25 protein-coding genes are annotated in these 16,413 nt (G+C 50.9%); 6 read left to right on the top strand and 19 right to left on the bottom strand.

What is annotated here, in order from left to right:
* Positions 1-394 precede the first annotated feature (394 nt).
* Positions 395-949 (top strand): gamma carbonic anhydrase family protein, encoded by a 555-nt coding sequence (locus DD597_RS19910; RefSeq protein ID WP_003863357.1) that lies wholly within the window; start codon positions 395-397, stop codon positions 947-949.
* Here DD597_RS19910 and DD597_RS19905 read toward each other — a convergent pair.
* Genes DD597_RS19905 through dprA form a run of 6 tightly spaced genes read right to left on the bottom strand, consistent with a single transcriptional unit; the run spans position 925 to position 4,708 of the window.
* Positions 925-1,173, bottom strand: coding sequence for a DUF1488 domain-containing protein (locus DD597_RS19905; RefSeq protein ID WP_129256527.1), 249 nt, complete (start codon positions 1,171-1,173; stop codon positions 925-927). The two genes, DD597_RS19910 and DD597_RS19905, sit on opposite strands and share 25 nt — an antisense overlap.
* A complete protein-coding gene (aroE, locus tag DD597_RS19900) occupies positions 1,170-1,988 on the bottom strand; it encodes a shikimate dehydrogenase (protein WP_023314927.1) in 819 nt (272 codons plus the stop codon). Before aroE ends, DD597_RS19905 begins: the two co-directional genes overlap by 4 nt.
* Positions 1,989-1,992: 4 nt before the next feature.
* Positions 1,993-2,565 (bottom strand): L-threonylcarbamoyladenylate synthase type 1 TsaC, encoded by a 573-nt coding sequence (gene tsaC / locus DD597_RS19895; RefSeq protein WP_003863353.1) that lies wholly within the window; start codon positions 2,563-2,565, stop codon positions 1,993-1,995.
* The gene (locus DD597_RS19890; RefSeq protein ID WP_129256526.1) at positions 2,558-3,112 is read right to left on the bottom strand and encodes a type I DNA topoisomerase; all 555 of its coding nucleotides are present in this window, start codon (positions 3,110-3,112) and stop codon (positions 2,558-2,560) included. The genes tsaC and DD597_RS19890 overlap by 8 nt, the downstream gene beginning before the upstream one ends.
* Before the next feature lie 26 nt (positions 3,113-3,138).
* Positions 3,139-3,612: a DUF494 family protein Smg gene (gene smg, locus DD597_RS19885; protein ID WP_000460665.1), complete on the bottom strand. Its 474-nt coding sequence runs from the start codon at positions 3,610-3,612 to the stop codon at positions 3,139-3,141.
* Entirely contained in the window at positions 3,584-4,708 is a 1,125-nt protein-coding gene (dprA, locus tag DD597_RS19880) for a DNA-protecting protein DprA (protein ID WP_129256525.1), read from the bottom strand. Before dprA ends, smg begins: the two co-directional genes overlap by 29 nt.
* 127 nt (positions 4,709-4,835) lie before the next feature.
* On the opposite strand from dprA, the gene def reads away from it, so the two are divergent.
* The 5 genes from def (at position 4,836) to mscL (ending at position 9,614) form a co-directional block, all read left to right on the top strand.
* Positions 4,836-5,345: a peptide deformylase gene (gene def / locus DD597_RS19875; RefSeq protein ID WP_006812188.1), complete on the top strand. Its 510-nt coding sequence runs from the start codon at positions 4,836-4,838 to the stop codon at positions 5,343-5,345.
* A 24-nt stretch (positions 5,346-5,369) separates the two neighbouring features.
* The gene (gene fmt / locus DD597_RS19870; RefSeq protein ID WP_023314929.1) at positions 5,370-6,317 is read left to right on the top strand and encodes a methionyl-tRNA formyltransferase; all 948 of its coding nucleotides are present in this window, start codon (positions 5,370-5,372) and stop codon (positions 6,315-6,317) included.
* Positions 6,318-6,369: 52 nt separating this feature from the next.
* On the top strand, positions 6,370-7,656 hold the full coding sequence (gene rsmB, locus DD597_RS19865; RefSeq protein ID WP_032610139.1) for a 16S rRNA (cytosine(967)-C(5))-methyltransferase RsmB: 1,287 nt from the start codon (positions 6,370-6,372) through the stop codon (positions 7,654-7,656).
* A 22-nt stretch (positions 7,657-7,678) separates the two neighbouring features.
* Positions 7,679-9,055 carry a Trk system potassium transporter TrkA gene (gene trkA / locus DD597_RS19860; protein WP_003863337.1) on the top strand — a complete coding sequence of 459 codons (1,377 nt, stop codon included), beginning with the start codon at positions 7,679-7,681 and terminating at the stop codon, positions 9,053-9,055.
* 145 nt (positions 9,056-9,200) lie between these two features.
* Complete coding sequence (mscL, locus tag DD597_RS19855; protein ID WP_003863335.1) at positions 9,201-9,614, top strand: large-conductance mechanosensitive channel protein MscL; 414 nt, start codon at positions 9,201-9,203, stop codon at positions 9,612-9,614.
* Here mscL and DD597_RS19850 read toward each other — a convergent pair whose 3' ends face one another.
* The 13 genes from DD597_RS19850 to rpsE all read right to left on the bottom strand — a co-directional run bounded on the left by DD597_RS19850 (position 9,615) and on the right by rpsE (position 16,404).
* On the bottom strand, positions 9,615-9,830 hold the full coding sequence (locus tag DD597_RS19850; protein ID WP_003863329.1) for an alternative ribosome-rescue factor A: 216 nt from the start codon (positions 9,828-9,830) through the stop codon (positions 9,615-9,617).
* 57 nt (positions 9,831-9,887) lie between these two features.
* Positions 9,888-10,313: a Zn(2+)-responsive transcriptional regulator gene (gene zntR, locus DD597_RS19845; protein WP_003863328.1), complete on the bottom strand. Its 426-nt coding sequence runs from the start codon at positions 10,311-10,313 to the stop codon at positions 9,888-9,890.
* A gap of 2 nt (positions 10,314-10,315) precedes the next feature.
* Complete coding sequence (locus tag DD597_RS19840; protein ID WP_023314932.1) at positions 10,316-10,684, bottom strand: DUF1992 domain-containing protein; 369 nt, start codon at positions 10,682-10,684, stop codon at positions 10,316-10,318.
* A gap of 107 nt (positions 10,685-10,791) precedes the next feature.
* Entirely contained in the window at positions 10,792-11,175 is a 384-nt protein-coding gene (rplQ, locus tag DD597_RS19835; RefSeq protein WP_001216368.1) for a 50S ribosomal protein L17, read from the bottom strand.
* A 40-nt stretch (positions 11,176-11,215) separates the two neighbouring features.
* Positions 11,216-12,205 (bottom strand): DNA-directed RNA polymerase subunit alpha, encoded by a 990-nt coding sequence (gene rpoA / locus DD597_RS19830; protein WP_002919219.1) that lies wholly within the window; start codon positions 12,203-12,205, stop codon positions 11,216-11,218.
* A 25-nt stretch (positions 12,206-12,230) separates the two neighbouring features.
* Positions 12,231-12,851, bottom strand: a complete 621-nt coding sequence (rpsD, locus tag DD597_RS19825) for a 30S ribosomal protein S4 (protein WP_003863314.1) — start codon at positions 12,849-12,851, stop codon at positions 12,231-12,233.
* A 32-nt stretch (positions 12,852-12,883) separates the two neighbouring features.
* Entirely contained in the window at positions 12,884-13,273 is a 390-nt protein-coding gene (gene rpsK, locus DD597_RS19820; protein WP_003863312.1) for a 30S ribosomal protein S11, read from the bottom strand.
* 16 nt (positions 13,274-13,289) lie between these two features.
* Positions 13,290-13,646, bottom strand: coding sequence for a 30S ribosomal protein S13 (gene rpsM, locus DD597_RS19815; protein ID WP_003863308.1), 357 nt, complete (start codon positions 13,644-13,646; stop codon positions 13,290-13,292).
* Positions 13,647-13,792: 146 nt separating this feature from the next.
* Positions 13,793-13,909, bottom strand: a complete 117-nt coding sequence (gene rpmJ / locus DD597_RS19810; RefSeq protein ID WP_000868187.1) for a 50S ribosomal protein L36 — start codon at positions 13,907-13,909, stop codon at positions 13,793-13,795.
* A gap of 31 nt (positions 13,910-13,940) precedes the next feature.
* Complete coding sequence (gene secY / locus DD597_RS19805; RefSeq protein ID WP_003863305.1) at positions 13,941-15,272, bottom strand: preprotein translocase subunit SecY; 1,332 nt, start codon at positions 15,270-15,272, stop codon at positions 13,941-13,943.
* 7 nt (positions 15,273-15,279) lie between these two features.
* A complete protein-coding gene (gene rplO / locus DD597_RS19800) occupies positions 15,280-15,714 on the bottom strand; it encodes a 50S ribosomal protein L15 (RefSeq protein ID WP_003863304.1) in 435 nt (144 codons plus the stop codon).
* Between the two features lie 3 nt (positions 15,715-15,717).
* Entirely contained in the window at positions 15,718-15,897 is a 180-nt protein-coding gene (gene rpmD, locus DD597_RS19795; protein WP_003863301.1) for a 50S ribosomal protein L30, read from the bottom strand.
* A 6-nt stretch (positions 15,898-15,903) separates the two neighbouring features.
* Complete coding sequence (gene rpsE / locus DD597_RS19790; protein ID WP_003863299.1) at positions 15,904-16,404, bottom strand: 30S ribosomal protein S5; 501 nt, start codon at positions 16,402-16,404, stop codon at positions 15,904-15,906.
* Positions 16,405-16,413: the final 9 nt, after the last annotated feature.

Genomic DNA, 16,413 nt, shown 5'->3' with positions numbered 1-16,413 from the left:
GACGTTAAGAATCCATGTCACTTTGAGTGCCCACACAGATTGTCTGATAAATTGTTAAAGAGCAGTTGCGACGCGCTTCAGCGCTCTGTCGCGAGGTGGCGTATATTACGCTTTCCTCTTTCAGAGTCAACCCTGATTTTCAGGATTTTTTCTCTTCAGCCGACCGGGTTGTTTGTGAAGTGATTCACATCCGCCGTGTCGATGGAGGCGCATTATAGGGATCCCAGTTTTTAGCACAAGTATTTTTTAGATCTTTTTTTCCAACTGATGATTTTCCGTGCTTTTCGCTGAAAACCCACCCGATCCGCTTAAAAATTGACGCATTTTGCCTTGCCTCGATCCAGGAATACGATCAAAGTCTTCTTTAATAGCGCTCATCTGTATCGAGGTAGATATGTTTGCAGTATTACGTCCTTATAAAGATCTGTTCCCCCAAAAAGGCGATCGCGTGATGATCGATGCCAGCAGCGTGGTCATTGGTGATGTTCGCATGGCCGATGATGTCAGCATCTGGCCACTCGTCGCGATCCGGGGCGATGTTAACTATGTTGCAATCGGTGCACGCACCAATATTCAGGACGGCAGCGTGCTGCATGTGACTCATAAGTCATCTTATAACCCTGAGGGCAATCCGCTCATCATTGGGGAAGATGTTACCGTCGGTCATAAAGTAATGCTCCACGGCTGCACAATCGGTAACAGGGTTCTCGTTGGGATGGGATCGATTTTGCTGGATGGCGTCATAGTAGAAGATGACGTAATGATTGGCGCAGGAAGCCTAGTTCCGCAAAACAAACGCCTGGAAAGTGGCTATCTCTATTTAGGCAGTCCGGTTAAACAGATCCGCCCCCTAAAAGAGGCGGAGATCGAAGGATTGAAATACTCAGCGAACAATTACGTTAAATGGAAGAATGACTATCTGGATCAGGATAACCAGACCCAGCCGTGATCGTCTTCCTGCTGTACGCGGATCAAATCGCTGGCTTCCTCTTCCAGATCCCAGCGATTTTCACAAAAGAGCGCTAACGGATCTGAACCACCAAAGCGCTGAAGCAACGTCTCCCCTTTAATCGCACAGGTGAGCTGCATTCCATGCACCAGCACCGGGAAACACACCGCTTGCTTGTTTTCATCCCAGATTTCTCTGTCGGGAAAATGAATCGCCTGATTCATGCCATCAGTTCCTGTTTCAGCTTTTCGATCACCGGTTCTACAGCAGGTAACACGCCATGCCAGAGTAGCACCGCATGAGCCGCCTGCCCCACCAGCATGCCCAGACCATCAGCCACATGTTTTGCCCCCTGTTGTTCGCACCAGGTCAGAAATGGCGTTTTCCCTTTTTGATAAAACATGTCATAGGCGTAGATGTGGGAATGAACCAGGGATGCAGGAATCGCCGGGATCTCTCCATTAATACCGCTTGAGGTGGCATTAATCACAAGATCAAATTCGTGACCCGCGAGATCCTCAAGTGCTACCGCAGCTACGCTGCCTGTGTGTGCGAACAACGCCGCCAGCTCTTCTGCTCTGGAGAAAGTACGGTTGGTGATTGTGACCGCACAATCCAGCGAAAGAAGAGGAAGCAATACGCCGCGCGACGCGCCACCCGCACCGATCAGCAGGATCCGAAAGCCTGGTTTAATAAACGACAGTCGCTCCAGATCGCTGAGTAAACCAATGCCATCGGTGTTATCGCCAAGAAGGCGACCATCTTCGAGCCGCTTAAGAGTATTGACGGCGCCAGCGAGCGACGCACGCTCGGTCAGCTCATCCGCACGCCCGAAAGCCTCTTCTTTAAAAGGCACCGTAACGTTCGCACCTTTACCGCCCGCAACAAAAAAGCTATTTAGCGTCGGTAAAAATGCATCAACAGGCGCAAGAACCCGACCATACGGGTGATCTATCTGCAATTGCTCTGCAAACAGCTGATGGATCAGAGGCGACTTGCTGTGCGCGATCGGGTTACCAAAAACAGCATAGGTTTCCATCACATTATCCCTGGCGAAAACGTTCGCCGGTCAAGGCATCGCGAATTTCTGACGGGTTAAGACGGCCACCGGTTTCACCGACGGCTACCGGGAAATCACTCCCGAACTGCGCCAGAACTTCTTCGGTTGTCCGACAGGGGGGAAGCCCGGTCAGGTTGGCGCTGGTTGAAACCAGAGGTTTACCAAATGCCTGGCATAACTCCACCACCAGCGGATGGTCGGTAACGCGTACCGCAAGTGAATCGAAACGCCCGGTTAACCAGCGCGGCGTTGTCGGTTGTGCAGGAAAAACAAACGTCACGGGACCAGGCCACGCAGAGAAAATGGTTTCCCGCTGTGCAGGCGTCAGCATGGAATCATCAATATAAGGCTTAAGCTGCGCGTAGTTCGCAGCGATCAAAATCAATCCTTTTTCGACAGGCCGCTGTTTTAGCGCCAGCAGACGGTTAACGGCGACTTCGCTGTCAGGATCGCACCCGACCCCGAAAACGGCTTCTGTTGGATAGGCGATGACTTCTTCTTTTTTCAGGATTTCCACCGCCTGCGCGATGGAGCCTGATGGCAGGTTATTATTCACTGATTTGATCCGCCGAAACCGGCTTTCCACATTGTTTACTGGCGCAAAAGCGTTTCAAGCCTTGCGCGGTTTTCTTTTCTATAAGTAACGGATAATCGCAATGAGGGCAGACGCCCGCTACTGGTTTGAAATTGATAACGAACTGGCATTCGGGATAGCGATCGCACGAATGGAAGGTCTTGCCATAACGAGAGCGGCGCTGCACCAATTGACCACGCTGGCACTGAGGGCAGGCAATTGCCGTTTCATCTGGTTTATCAATTTGTTCCGTATGATCACATTCCGGGTAGCGGCTGCATCCGATAAACATCCCGAACCGCCCCTGCCGCAGCGCCAGTTCGCCGCCGCAGAGCGGACAAAACTGTCCCTCCAGAATTTTGACGATATGTCCGTCCGCCTGGCTCTTCAGGGGACGGACATAATCACATTCCGGATAGTGTGAACAACCGAGAAACGGACCGTGTTTCCCGGACCGAATAACAAGTTCAGCCCCACACTGTGGGCAGGGCTCGTTTTTATGCACCGTGAAGAGTGCTGATTTGGCCATAACAACTCTTGTTGCTGCACATAGAATTAATGCAGCATACCTTCATTCACTTCAAAGAGTAATTCTTCCATTTGCTGATAGGCATTTTCACAGCCTGGAATGTTGAACAGCACCATCAGGATCACCCATTTCAGATCTTCCAGTTCAAATTCAGCAGTATCCAGCGCCATGACGCGCTCTATCACCATCTCTCTCGTTTCGAGGTTTAGCACCTGAATCTGCTCGAGGAATAAAATGAATCCCCGGCAGCTGGCATCCAGCCTTTCACACTCTTCAGCTGTATAGATGCGCACAGACAATGGGTCAGAAGCAAGCTGCATCGGTTCGGCGAGGCCGTCCTGATAATCAGCCAACTTATCCAGCCACATCAACGCATTATAAATATCTTCCCGCTCAAAACCTGCGTCGGTCAGATCCCGTGTTAATTTGTCCTGATCCACCTGCATTTCTGCTTCGTTGTGGATGTAAGTCTCAAACAAATACATCAGTACGTCGAACATGGCATGCCCTCCTTAATCGGACATAGCCGCCGGGTACAGCTGCGATCCACCCTGCTAACTCCAGTTCGAGTAGCTGTGCTACCGTTACTGGCACAGGTTGGCCGGCACGTTCAGCGACAACGTCAACAGGTGTTACCTCATCTCCTACGTTAGCCAGGAGCTTGGGAAATGGCAATGCTACGGCCTCCTGATCCGATGAAATATGTCGCTTTTGGAGATCATCCTGCAACCAATGCAATCCATACTGCAAATTTTCCAGGATATCCTCTTTACAGGTCACCAGCGTCGCCCCCTGTTTTATCAGCCAGTGAGGGCCTTCGCAGCCAGGGTTCCCCAACGGGCCGGGCAGCGCAAAAACTTCACGCCCCTGCTCCAGTGCGCACCTTGCAGTAACCAGCGATCCACTTCGAATCGCAGCTTCGACCACCAGCACGCCCTGGCTTAACCCGCTGATGATCCGGTTACGCCGTGGAAAGTTACCCGGTCTGGGCGATGTCGAAAGTGAAAACTCAGATACTATCGCCCCCTCAGAAGCGATAAGTTGCTCAGCCAGAATGTGATGACGACGCGGATAGAGACTAAAAAGACCATTGCCAAGCACGGCGACACTTCGCCCTTTTGCTGACAACGCCGCATGATGTGCCACACCGTCGATGCCGCAAGCCAGGCCACTGGTGATCGTAAAGCCACATTGGGACAGCTGTTCACTGAGTATTTTCCCCCAACGCTCGCCGTACCACGAGGGCGCACGGCTGCCCACAACCGCAAGCTGCATGCTATTAAGCACGTCGACGCGGCCTCGCACAAAGAGCGCCCCGGGAAAATCAGGTATAGAACGCAACAATGGCGGAAAACGAGGATCATCCGCCGTGAGAAGGTGGTTGTCGGTGTGTTCAAGCCATTCCAGACTACGTTCAAGCTCACTCTCGCTGAACGAAAAAAACTTTACGGCATGTTTGGGCGAAAGCCCTGCCGCGTTGACAGCTTCAGCATCAACGGTTGCCTGGCGAAGCAGCCTCTGCGCAATCTCCAGCATCGCGTCACCGTATAACGACCCGATGTTTATAAGCCGTAACCATATCTCTGTGGACGTCATCCTTTTCCCTGCCATAAGCAGCCTCAGCAATCTTTGCGATTGGTCACTGATGCTGTCAATCGACCGGGGATTTGTCTAGAATAGAAGTAATATTCTTATCAACTCCTGAACACGACTCTGGAAATTTATGGCAGTTTTGCAAGTGTTACATATTCCTGACGAGCGTCTTCGCATCGTCGCGGAACCGGTTAAAGAAGTGAATGCAGAAATTCAGCGTATCGTCGATGATATGTTCGATACCATGTACGCTGAAGAAGGCATTGGCCTGGCGGCGACCCAGGTAGACATTCACAAGCGTATTATCGTGATCGACGTTTCTGAAAATCGCGATGAGCGTCTGGTGCTGATCAACCCTGAACTGCTTGAAAAAAGCGGCGAAACAGGCATTGAGGAAGGCTGTCTGTCTATCCCTGAACAGCGCGCTTTGGTGCCACGTGCCGAAAAAGTTAAAATTCGCGCACTGGATCGTGACGGCAATCCGTTTGAGCTGGAAGCCGACGATCTGCTGGCGATTTGCATTCAGCATGAGATGGATCACCTGGTCGGTAAACTGTTTATCGATTACCTCTCACCTCTGAAGCAACAGCGTATTCGTCAGAAAGTTGAGAAACTGGATCGTTTGCGTTCTCGCGCTTAACGCCCCCCGGATACAAGGAATAACGTGTCTACATCACTACGTATAATCTTCGCGGGTACCCCTGATTTTGCAGCGCGTCATCTCGACGCGCTGCTATCGTCTGGTCATCAGATTGTTGGCGTATTTACTCAGCCGGATCGACCGGCTGGCCGCGGTAAAAAACTGATGCCTGGCCCGGTTAAAGTACTGGCAGAAACGCATGGTTTACCGGTATTCCAGCCAGCGTCATTACGACCTGAGGAAAACCAGCAGTTAGTGGCAGACCTGAACGCTGACGTGATGGTAGTTGTGGCTTACGGCCTCATTCTGCCAAAAGCGGTACTCGATATGCCCCGCCTGGGCTGTGTTAACGTTCATGGTTCTTTGCTCCCACGCTGGCGCGGTGCAGCCCCTATTCAGCGCGCTCTGTGGGCAGGCGATGCTGAAACTGGCGTGACAATCATGAAGATGGACGTAGGTTTAGACACGGGCGACATGCTGTATAAACTGGCGTGTTCCATTACCGCAGAAGATACCAGCGCCACGCTGTATGACAAGCTGGCGGCTCTCGGTCCGCAGGGGCTGATTGAGACGTTGCAACAGCTTGCTGACAATACAGCGACACCTGAAGTGCAGGATGAGGCACAGGTGACCTATGCTGAAAAACTGAGTAAAGAAGAAGCCCGGATCGACTGGTCCCTGTCAGCAGCTCAACTCGAACGCTGCATCCGCGCCTTTAATCCGTGGCCGATGAGCTGGTTGATGATTGATGAGCAGCCAGTGAAAGTCTGGAAAGCTTCAGTTATTAACGGCAATACATCAGCAGAGCCCGGTACGATTATCGACGCCAGCAAAAACGGTATCCAGGTTGCGACCGGAGAAGGGATCCTGAATCTTGAATCGCTGCAACCGGCCGGTAAAAAGGCAATGAGCGCGCAGGATCTATTAAATTCCCGTCGTGAATGGTTCATCCCTGGCAATCGTCTTGCCTGAACAAATTTACTCTTAAGGCCCGGTGTTTCCGGGCATTTTTATTTTTACGGTTATGAAAAGACAAAATCTACGCACTATGGCGGCTCAGGCCGTTGAGCAGGTTATTGAGCAGGGCCAGTCACTGAGTAATGTCCTGCCTCCACTGCAACAAAAGGTTTCCGATAAAGATAAAGCGCTGCTTCAGGAGCTGTGCTTTGGCGTGCTGCGTACCCTCTCTCAGCTTGAATGGTTAATTAATAAGCTGATGTCACGCCCGATGAGCGGCAAGCAACGTACCGTGCATTATTTGATCATGGTCGGTTTCTACCAGCTTCTTCATACCCGCATTCCACCTCATGCTGCGCTGGCTGAGACAGTGGAAGGTGCCGTTGCGATTAAACGTCCCCAGCTGAAAGGATTGATTAACGGCGTGCTGCGTCAGTTCCAGCGTCAGCAGGACGAACTGCTGGCAGAATTTGCGCAAAGCGAAGCGCGCTTCCTGCATCCAGAATGGCTGCTGAATCGCCTTAAAAAAGCCTACCCACAGCAATGGCAAGACATTGTGGATGCCAATAACCAACGTCCGCCGATGTGGTTACGCGTCAATCGTAACCATCATACCCGCGACGCATGGCTGGCCCTGCTGGAAGAGACCGGAATGAGCGGCTTCACACACGCGGCTTATCCTGATGCGGTTCGTTTAGCCTCCCCTGCACCGGTACATGCATTACCCGGTTTTGAAGAGGGCTGGGTAACGGTACAGGACGCATCCGCTCAGGGGTGCATGGCCTGGCTTGAACCGAAAGACGGGGAGCAGATCCTTGATCTTTGTGCAGCGCCAGGGGGAAAAACAACGCACATTCTGGAAGTGGCGCCGCAGGCCTGCGTGATGGCCGTGGATGTTGATGAGCAGCGTCTTTCACGCGTCTATGACAACCTCAAGCGTCTGGGTATGAAAGCACAGGTTAAGCAAGGCGATGGACGTAAACCCGCAGACTGGTGTGGTGATACCCGGTTCGATCGTATTTTGCTGGACGCCCCCTGCTCTGCAACCGGCGTAATTCGTCGTCATCCCGATATCAAATGGCTGCGTCGCGATCGTGATATCAAGGAGCTTGCCCAGTTGCAATCCGAAATTCTGGATGCCATCTGGCCGCATCTCAAACCCGGCGGAACCCTGGTGTATGCAACCTGCTCTGTTCTTCCGGAAGAAAACAGTCAGCAAATTGCGGCTTTCCTGAAGCGCACCCCGGACGCGACGCTGCATGATACGGGAACACCTGAGCACCCGGGTCTGCAAAACCTGCCGGGCGCAGAAGAGGGTGATGGCTTCTTTTACGCTAAGCTAATCAAAGAGTGATGTTGAGAACAGGTCACGAAAGATGAAAATTATCATTCTGGGCGCAGGGCAAGTTGGCGGAACGCTGGCGGAAAATCTCGTGGGCGAAAACAACGATATCACCATTGTGGATACCAATGGCGATCGCCTGCGCGTTTTGCAGGACAAGTTTGATCTTCGTGTTGTGCAGGGGCACGGCTCTCATCCTCGAGTGCTTCGTGAGGCGGGCGCGGACGATGCCGACATGCTGGTTGCAGTAACCAGTTCTGATGAAACCAACATGGTTGCATGCCAGGTGGCCTACTCGCTGTTCAACACACCGAACCGCATCGCCCGCATTCGCTCCCCGGACTATGTCCGGGATGCGGAAAAGCTGTTTAATTCCGAAGCAGTACCTATCGACCATCTTATTGCCCCTGAGCAGTTGGTTATCGACAGTATTTATCGTCTGATTGAGTACCCGGGCGCGTTGCAGGTTGTGAACTTTGCTGAAGGGAAAGTAAGCCTGGCGGTCGTGAAGGCTTATTACGGCGGCCCGCTGATTGGTAATGCCCTGTCGACAATGCGCGAGCATATGCCACATATCGATACGCGTGTTGCGGCGATTTTCCGTCACGACAGACCTATTCGTCCGCAAGGTTCCACCATTGTCGAAGCCGGGGATGAAGTCTTCTTTATTGCGGCTTCTCAGCATATCCGTGCGGTGATGAGTGAACTTCAGCGTCTCGAAAAACCGTATAAACGTATTATGCTGGTTGGCGGCGGTAATATTGGCGCAGGTCTGGCGAGACGGCTGGAAAAAGACTACAGCGTGAAGCTGATCGAACGAGATCAACAGCGCGCGTCGGAGCTGGCTGAAAAACTTCAGAATACTATCGTGTTTTATGGCGATGCTTCGGATCAGGAATTGCTGGCCGAAGAGCATATCGATCAGGTTGATCTTTTTATTGCCGTCACCAACGACGACGAAGCGAATATTATGTCCGCCATGCTCGCTAAACGTATGGGGGCGAAAAAAGTAATGGTGCTTATCCAGCGTAAGGCTTATGTCGACCTGGTACAGGGTAGCGTAATTGATATTGCTATTTCACCCCAGCAAGCCACCATCTCTGCCCTGCTAAGCCATGTGCGTAAAGCGGATATTGTCGGCGTGTCGTCTCTGCGTCGTGGTGTTGCTGAAGCCATTGAAGCCGTCGCTCACGGGGATGAAACGACGTCGCGCGTTGTTGGTCGCGCGATCGACGAAATTAAACTTCCACCAGGCACCATTATCGGCGCCGTAGTGCGAGGTAACGATGTCATGATCGCCAATGATAATTTACGTATCGAGCAGGGTGACCACGTTATTATGTTCCTGACCGATAAAAAATTTATTACCGACGTCGAGCGTTTATTCCAGCCAAGTCCATTCTTCCTGTAATGATTTGGGTGCTCAGACGAGAGCACCCACATATTAACCTTCTAATTTTCATGCCTTTTATTTTTATAACGATTATTTATCCCCAATGGCAATTAGCTAATCATTTGTTAAACTTATAGGCGTCAGCTGGCACAAGGAGAACATAATGAGTTTTATTAAAGAGTTTCGCGAATTTGCGATGCGCGGGAATGTAGTGGATTTGGCTGTGGGTGTCATTATTGGTGCGGCGTTCGGTAAGATCGTTTCATCATTAGTCGCCGACATTATTATGCCGCCGTTAGGACTGTTGATTGGAGGCATTGATTTCAAACAATTCGCCTTCACCCTTCGGGAAGCTCAGGGCGATATCCCTGCGGTTGTAATGCACTACGGCGTATTCATTCAGAACGTATTTGATTTCGTGATCGTGGCATTTGCCATTTTCATGGCGATCAAACTTATCAACAGACTTAACCGTAAAAAAGAAGAACCGGCTGCTGCCCCGCCAGCACCAACTAAAGAAGAAGTCTTACTGACTGAAATTCGCGATCTGTTAAAAGAGCAGAATAACCGCGTTTAATCAGGCGACAGAAACAGAAAGGCCAGTGGTAAAAAAGCGATTAGCTTGCTTGCCACTGGCCTCCCAGTTACCCCGTTGTGCATGTTTACCTTTACGTAAATAACTCCCTTTTCCTTTCTTGTTCTTCTCAACTCGCTGTCTGAAAAGTGGGTCGTGAAGCAATGCCTCAATGGCGTTATCCTTAATGTGTCCCTTAGTATGCTGATAGCGGCTCATCATTTCTCCTGAGCATAGTTAATGTCGGCGGGAGTCTAGTCCCTGGCTGATAAAAAATCAACAACCCTGAGTTTCACTACTGGCGCCCTGTTCAAGAGCTTCCAGTATTGAGCAATAAACACTGCTATGAGCGGTACCGCAGCACGCGTCATTTAACCTTTGCAGAGATCGCTGCATGGCTTGCAGCTCCTGAATACGTCCTTCAACTTCATCCAGCCGGGCCTGAACGATGCTTTTAGATTCCTGACACGTATGATGTTCAGGATCGATACGGATCGACAGCAGTTCACGGATCGACTCCAGCGTGAAGCCGAGTTGCCGTGCATAGCGGATAAAACGAAGGCGTTGCAGGTCGTTATCCGTATAAAGGCGAAATCCACCTTCCGTTCTGACCTCATGATCGATCATCTGCTGCTTTTCGTAGTAGCGGATAGTATCCGGCGTTACGTTAGCAAGCTTCGCAAGTTCACCTATGCGGTACATGGCTACTCCTTGTTTATTTTTTGTATTAACCTTTCACTGTACTCACCATGCAAAAAGTCAGTATTCATTCCCGTCTGGCGCAGTTTTAGCTCTATGAGCGCCAACCGACGACTGATTTCAGAGTACCGCGGGTCATTCTTATGAATGCCTTTAAGCAGATCGGCAAGCTCGACGGCTTCATTACGTTGCTGAAGCTCAGGCGGTAAACAACCTGCGTTTTTCAGTAAGCGATAACCGGCCCGTAATTCAGGGGGAATATGTGAATCATCGTCCAGAATCAGCGGCTCACCGCTGCCGGGAAGATTTTCGAACTCGCCTTTGTTTTGGGCATCGCAAATATGGCGTTCAGCCCACTGATCGAGCAACCACATAATGAACTCCAGGGGGTGAGCAGAAAAGATACAGACATTGTAGATAAGTGGAGATTCTGCGGATATAAAAAAACCCGCCGAGGCGGGTTTTTTTACGTTACTACAGATTACTCTGCAGCAGCTTCTGCTTTCTCTGAACGATCAACCAGCTCGATGTAAGCCATCGGCGCGTTGTCGCCTGCACGGAAGCCACACTTCAGAATGCGAGTGTAACCACCGGCACGGCTCGCGAAACGCGGGCCCAGTTCGTTAAACAGTTTTGCCACGATCTCGTTATCACGAGTACGGGCGAATGCCAGACGACGATTAGCAACGCTGTCAGTCTTGGCAAGAGTAATCAGCGGCTCAACTACGCGACGCAGCTCTTTCGCTTTAGGCAGGGTCGTCTTGATGATTTCATGACGAACCAGTGAACCTGCCATGTTGCGGAACATAGCCTGGCGATGGCTGCTGTTGCGGTTCAGTTGACGACCACTCTTACGATGGCGCATGACCTTATCCTTCTCAGTAAAACCTTAACCTGTGATCCGGTTACTCGTCAGCAATGCTTGCCGGTGGCCAGTTTTCCAAGCGCATGCCCAGAGACAGACCACGTGAAGCCAGCACGTCTTTAATCTCGGTAAGAGATTTTTTACCCAGGTTCGGCGTTTTCAGCAACTCAACCTCGGTACGCTGTACCAGATCACCGATATAGTGGATAGCTTCTGCCTTGAGGCAGTTAGCAGAGCGGACAGTCAATTCCAGATCGTCAACAGGGCGCAGCAGGATCGGATCGAATTCTGGTTTCTCTTCTTTCACTTCCGGCTGACGTACATCACGTAAGTCAACGAAAGCTTCCAGTTGTTCTGCCAGGATGGTTGCCGCACGACGAATCGCCTCTTCAGGATCGATTGTGCCATTGGTTTCCATTTCGATGACCAGCTTGTCCAGGTCGGTACGCTGTTCTACACGCGCTGCTTCAACATTGTAGGCAATACGCTCTACAGGGCTGTAGCATGCGTCGACCAGCAGACGGCCGATTGGGCGCTCATCTTCTTCCGAATGAATTCGGGCAGAAGCCGGCACATAACCACGACCGCGCTGAACTTTGATACGCATGCTAATAGCTGCGTTCTCATCGGTCAGGTGGCAGATCACGTGCTGCGGCTTGACGATTTCAACATCACCGTCGTGGGTGATGTCGGCTGCAGTCACAGGGCCAATGCCAGATTTATTCAGAGTAAGAATAACTTCATCTTTACCCTGAACTCTCACCGCCAGCCCTTTCAGGTTGAGCAGGATTTCAAGGATATCTTCCTGAACGCCTTCTTTGGTGCTGTACTCATGAAGTACACCATCAATCTCAACCTCGGTCACCGCGCAACCCGGCATCGATGAGAGCAGAATACGGCGCAGTGCGTTACCCAGAGTATGGCCAAAGCCACGCTCTAAAGGCTCAAGGGTCACCTTGGCGTGCGTCGAACTCACTTGCTCGATATCTACCAGGCGCGGTTTTAGAAACTCTGTCACAGAACCCTGCATTGTGTCCTCTCTTTGGTACTAAGCTTTACTTGGAGTAAAGCTCGACGATCAGGTGTTCGTTAATGTCCGCAGACAGATCAGAACGTTCTGGCTGACGCTTGAACGTACCTTCCATCTTGCCAGCATCAACTTCCAGCCAGGTTGGCTTTTCACGCTGCTCAGCCAGCTCCAGAGCGGCTTTCACGCGAGATTGCTTTTTCGCTTTCTCACGAATGCTAACAACGTCATTCGCTTTAACCTGATAAGAAGCGATGTTAACAACACGACCGTTTACCATGATTGCTTTATGGCTAACCAGCTGGCGTGATTCAGCACGAGTCGCGCCGAAGCCCATACGGTATACAACGTTGTCCAGACGACCTTCCAGCAGAGCCAGCAGGTTTTCACCTGTGTTGCCTTTCAGACGTGCTGCTTCTTTATAGTAGTTACGGAACTGACGCTCCAGCACACCGTAGATACGGCGAACTTTTTGCTTTTCACGCAACTGCACACCATAGTCAGACAGACGCGGTTTACGCGCACCGTGCTGGCCAGGAGCTTGTTCAATTTTACACTTGGTATCGATCGCGCGAACGCCAGACTTAAGGAATAAGTCGGTGCCCTCACGACGGCTCAGCTTGAGCTTAGGACCCAAATATCTTGCCATTTTCTATCTCCAACTAACCTAAAAAACGAGCGTTATACGCGACGTTTTTTCGGCGGACGACAACCGTTATGAGGGATCGGAGTCACATCAGTAATATTCGTGATGCGGAAACCAGCGGCGTTCAGAGCGCGAACAGTAGATTCACGACCCGGACCCGGACCTTTAACCATAACTTCCAGATTCTTGATGCCGTATTCTTTTACGGCTTCAGCGCAACGCTCTGCTGCAACCTGAGCTGCGAACGGAGTGGATTTGCGAGAACCACGGAAACCGGAACCACCGGCTGTTGCCCAACCCAATGCGTTACCCTGACGATCAGTAATAGTAACGATGGTGTTGTTGAAAGAAGCATGGATATGAGCCACGCCGTCAGAGACTTGTTTTCTTACACGTTTACGTGCACGAACTGGTGCCTTTGCCATTATTCAATCACCCCGATTATTTCTTGATCGGTTTGCGCGGACCCTTACGGGTACGTGCGTTGGTCTTAGTACGCTGACCGCGTACTGGCAGACCACGACGATGACGCAAACCGCGATAGCAACCAAGATCCATCAGGCGCTTGATGCTCATGCTGATTTCACGGCGCAGATCACCTTCAACGACAAATTTGGCAACTTCGTCACGCAGCGTGTCGATTTGTTCTTCAGACAGCTCACTGATCTTAACATCTTCAGCGATACCCGCTGCAGCCAGAATGGCTTTAGAACGGGTCTTGCCGACGCCGTAGATCGAAGTTAATGCGATCACAGCATGTTTCTGATCAGGAATGTTAATGCCTGCTATACGGGCCACTATGCACTCCTACTATTTAATATGTACGCACCATGCTGAAAAGCCCGTTTTCAGGATACTCAAATGGAAACGTACAGACATACAAAAGATTGGCTGGCTAATCTAGCCAGCTCAACCCAACTTTGCAAGAAAAATATGCGAAATAATCAGCCTTGGCGCTGTTTATGCTTCGGCTCGGCACTGCAAATCACACGGATGACACCATCACGCTTAACGATTTTGCAGTTACGGCATAATTTCTTGACGGAAGCACGAACTTTCATTTTTACTCTCCGTAACTTCTCAGGCGACCAGTTAGCGGCCGTAGCCTTTCAGGTTCGCCTTCTTCAATGCAGACTCATACTGACTGGACATCATCAGAGTTTGCACTTGAGCCATAAAGTCCATAATCACGACAACAACGATAAGCAGTGAGGTCCCACCGAAGTAGAACGGTACTTTCATTGCATCACGCATGAACTCCGGGATCAGGCAGATAAAAGTAATATAAAGCGCACCAACCAAAGTCAGGCGAGTCATTACTTTATCGATATACTTCGCCGTTTGCTCTCCCGGACGAATTCCTGGTACAAATGCACCGGACTTCTTCAGGTTATCTGCTGTTTCACGCGGGTTGAAGACCAACGCCGTGTAGAAGAAACAGAAGAAGATGATCGCAGACGCATAGAGTAACACATAAAGTGGTTGCCCAGGCTGCAAATACAGCGAAATTGTTGTCAGCCAGTTCCAACCAGTACCGCCCCCGAACCATGACGCGATGGTTGCCGGGAACAGAATAATACTGGAAGCGAAGATAGCCGGGATAACCCCCGCCATATTCACTTTCAGCGGTAAATGTGTGCTCTGTGCAGCATAGACACGACGACCCTGCTGACGTTTAGCGTAGTTCACCACAATGCGGCGTTGACCACGTTCAACGAAGACAACAAAGAACGTCACTGCAAATACTAATACTGCAACCAACAGCAACAGGAGGAAGTGCAGGTCGCCTTGACGCGCTTGCTCGATAGTATGGGCGATGGCCGGCGGGAGACCCGCAACGATACCGGCGAAGATAATGATTGAGATACCGTTACCGATACCTCGTTCAGTAATCTGTTCGCCGAGCCACATCAGGAACATGGTCCCTGTGACCAGACTTACAACAGCGGTGAAATAGAATGCAAAGCCTGGGTTTAATACCAGGCCCTGCATACCAGGCATATTCGGAAGACCGGTAGCAATACCGATCGACTGGAATATTGCCAGCACCAGAGTGCCGTAACGGGTGTACTGGCTAATCTTACGACGTCCAGACTCCCCTTCTTTCTTCAACTCTGCCAGGGCCGGATGAACGACCGTCAGCAGCTGGATAATAATTGATGCCGAAATGTACGGCATAATACCCAGTGCGAAAATAGAAGCACGGCTGAGAGCACCACCAGAGAACATGTTGAACATTTCAATGATGGTGCCTCGCTGTTGCTCAAGCAGTTTGGCAAGTACAGCGGCATCAATACCAGGGATCGGAATAAAAGAGCCAATACGGAACACAATCAGCGCGCCGATTACAAACAGCAGTCTGCGTTTCAGCTCGCCAAATCCACCTTTGGCACTTTGAAAATCTAATCCCGGTTGCTTAGCCATCTGCTACTTATTCCTCAATTTTACCGCCAGCAGCTTCGATAGCAGCACGAGCACCTTTAGTAACACGCAGGCCACGAACAGTTACCGGAGTAGAAACTTCACCAGCCAGGATCACTTTCGCGAACTCGATCTGGATACCGATAATGTTAGCCGCTTTCAGCGTGTTCAGGTCTACAACGCCGCCTTCAACTTTCGCCAGGTCAGACAGACGGATTTCCGCTGTGATCGCTGCTTTGCGAGAGGTGAAGCCGAACTTCGGCAGACGACGGTATAGTGGCATCTGGCCACCCTCGAAACCGCGACGTACGCCACCGCCAGAACGAGAGTTCTGACCTTTGTGACCACGACCACCGGTTTTGCCGAGGCCAGAACCGATACCACGACCCAGGCGTTTACCCGCCTTTTTAGAGCCTTCGGCCGGAGACAGAGTATTTAAACGCATCTCTTACTCCTCAACTTTAACCATGAAGTAAACCGCGTTGACCATACCACGAACAGCAGGAGTATCCTCGCGCTCAACGGTATGACCAATACGACGCAGACCCAGGCCAAGCAGCGTTGCCTTGTGTTTCGGCAGACGACCGATTGCACTGCGGGTTTGAGTGATTTTAATAGTCTTTGCCATGGTCAATTACCCCAGAATTTCTTCAACGGATTTACCACGCTTGGCAGCGACCATTTCTGGAGAATTCATATTTTCCAGGCCATCAATAGTTGCACGAACCACGTTGATCGGGTTGGTGGAACCATATGCTTTAGCCAGAACGTTATGAACTCCAGCAACTTCCAGAACGGCGCGCATTGCACCACCGGCGATGATACCGGTACCTTCGGAAGCTGGCTGCATGAATACACGAGAACCCGTGTGAACACCTTTAACTGGGTGTTGCAGGGTACCGTTGTTCAGCGCGACGTTAATCATATTGCGACGGGCTTTTTCCATCGCTTTCTGGATCGCTGCTGGAACTTCACGCGCTTTACCGTAACCAAAACCAACGCGACCGTTGCCATCACCCACTACAGTCAGAGCTGTGAAGGAGAAAATACGACCACCTTTAACGGTTTTAGATACGCGGTTTACCGCGATCAGCTTTTCCTGCAGTTCGCCAGCCTGTTTTTCGATGTGAGCCATCTTACACCT

The sequence above is a fragment of the Enterobacter cloacae complex sp. 677-3DZ2D5B genome (genome assembly GCF_004136695.1).
GTDB classification, from domain to species: domain Bacteria; phylum Pseudomonadota; class Gammaproteobacteria; order Enterobacterales; family Enterobacteriaceae; genus Enterobacter; species Enterobacter hormaechei_C.
This window is presented reverse-complemented; position numbering and strand designations above follow the sequence as displayed.

Coding starts and splice junctions, on each gene's coding strand:
- DD597_RS19910 (WP_003863357.1), top strand. CDS start 395: ATGTTTGCAGTATTACGTCCTTATAAAGATCTGTTCCCCCAAAAAGGC.
- DD597_RS19905 (WP_129256527.1), bottom strand. CDS start 1,173: ATGAATCAGGCGATTCATTTTCCCGACAGAGAAATCTGGGATGAAAAC.
- aroE (WP_023314927.1), bottom strand. CDS start 1,988: ATGGAAACCTATGCTGTTTTTGGTAACCCGATCGCGCACAGCAAGTCG.
- DD597_RS19890 (WP_129256526.1), bottom strand. CDS start 3,112: ATGGCCAAATCAGCACTCTTCACGGTGCATAAAAACGAGCCCTGCCCA.
- smg (WP_000460665.1), bottom strand. CDS start 3,612: ATGTTCGACGTACTGATGTATTTGTTTGAGACTTACATCCACAACGAA.
- dprA (WP_129256525.1), bottom strand. CDS start 4,708: ATGACGTCCACAGAGATATGGTTACGGCTTATAAACATCGGGTCGTTA.
- def (WP_006812188.1), top strand. CDS start 4,836: ATGGCAGTTTTGCAAGTGTTACATATTCCTGACGAGCGTCTTCGCATC.
- rsmB (WP_032610139.1), top strand. CDS start 6,370: ATGAAAAGACAAAATCTACGCACTATGGCGGCTCAGGCCGTTGAGCAG.
- trkA (WP_003863337.1), top strand. CDS start 7,679: ATGAAAATTATCATTCTGGGCGCAGGGCAAGTTGGCGGAACGCTGGCG.
- mscL (WP_003863335.1), top strand. CDS start 9,201: ATGAGTTTTATTAAAGAGTTTCGCGAATTTGCGATGCGCGGGAATGTA.
- DD597_RS19850 (WP_003863329.1), bottom strand. CDS start 9,830: ATGAGCCGCTATCAGCATACTAAGGGACACATTAAGGATAACGCCATT.
- zntR (WP_003863328.1), bottom strand. CDS start 10,313: ATGTACCGCATAGGTGAACTTGCGAAGCTTGCTAACGTAACGCCGGAT.
- DD597_RS19840 (WP_023314932.1), bottom strand. CDS start 10,684: ATGTGGTTGCTCGATCAGTGGGCTGAACGCCATATTTGCGATGCCCAA.
- rplQ (WP_001216368.1), bottom strand. CDS start 11,175: ATGCGCCATCGTAAGAGTGGTCGTCAACTGAACCGCAACAGCAGCCAT.
- rpoA (WP_002919219.1), bottom strand. CDS start 12,205: ATGCAGGGTTCTGTGACAGAGTTTCTAAAACCGCGCCTGGTAGATATC.
- rpsD (WP_003863314.1), bottom strand. CDS start 12,851: ATGGCAAGATATTTGGGTCCTAAGCTCAAGCTGAGCCGTCGTGAGGGC.
- rpsK (WP_003863312.1), bottom strand. CDS start 13,273: ATGGCAAAGGCACCAGTTCGTGCACGTAAACGTGTAAGAAAACAAGTC.
- rpmJ (WP_000868187.1), bottom strand. CDS start 13,909: ATGAAAGTTCGTGCTTCCGTCAAGAAATTATGCCGTAACTGCAAAATC.
- secY (WP_003863305.1), bottom strand. CDS start 15,272: ATGGCTAAGCAACCGGGATTAGATTTTCAAAGTGCCAAAGGTGGATTT.
- rplO (WP_003863304.1), bottom strand. CDS start 15,714: ATGCGTTTAAATACTCTGTCTCCGGCCGAAGGCTCTAAAAAGGCGGGT.
- rpmD (WP_003863301.1), bottom strand. CDS start 15,897: ATGGCAAAGACTATTAAAATCACTCAAACCCGCAGTGCAATCGGTCGT.
- rpsE (WP_003863299.1), bottom strand. CDS start 16,404: ATGGCTCACATCGAAAAACAGGCTGGCGAACTGCAGGAAAAGCTGATC.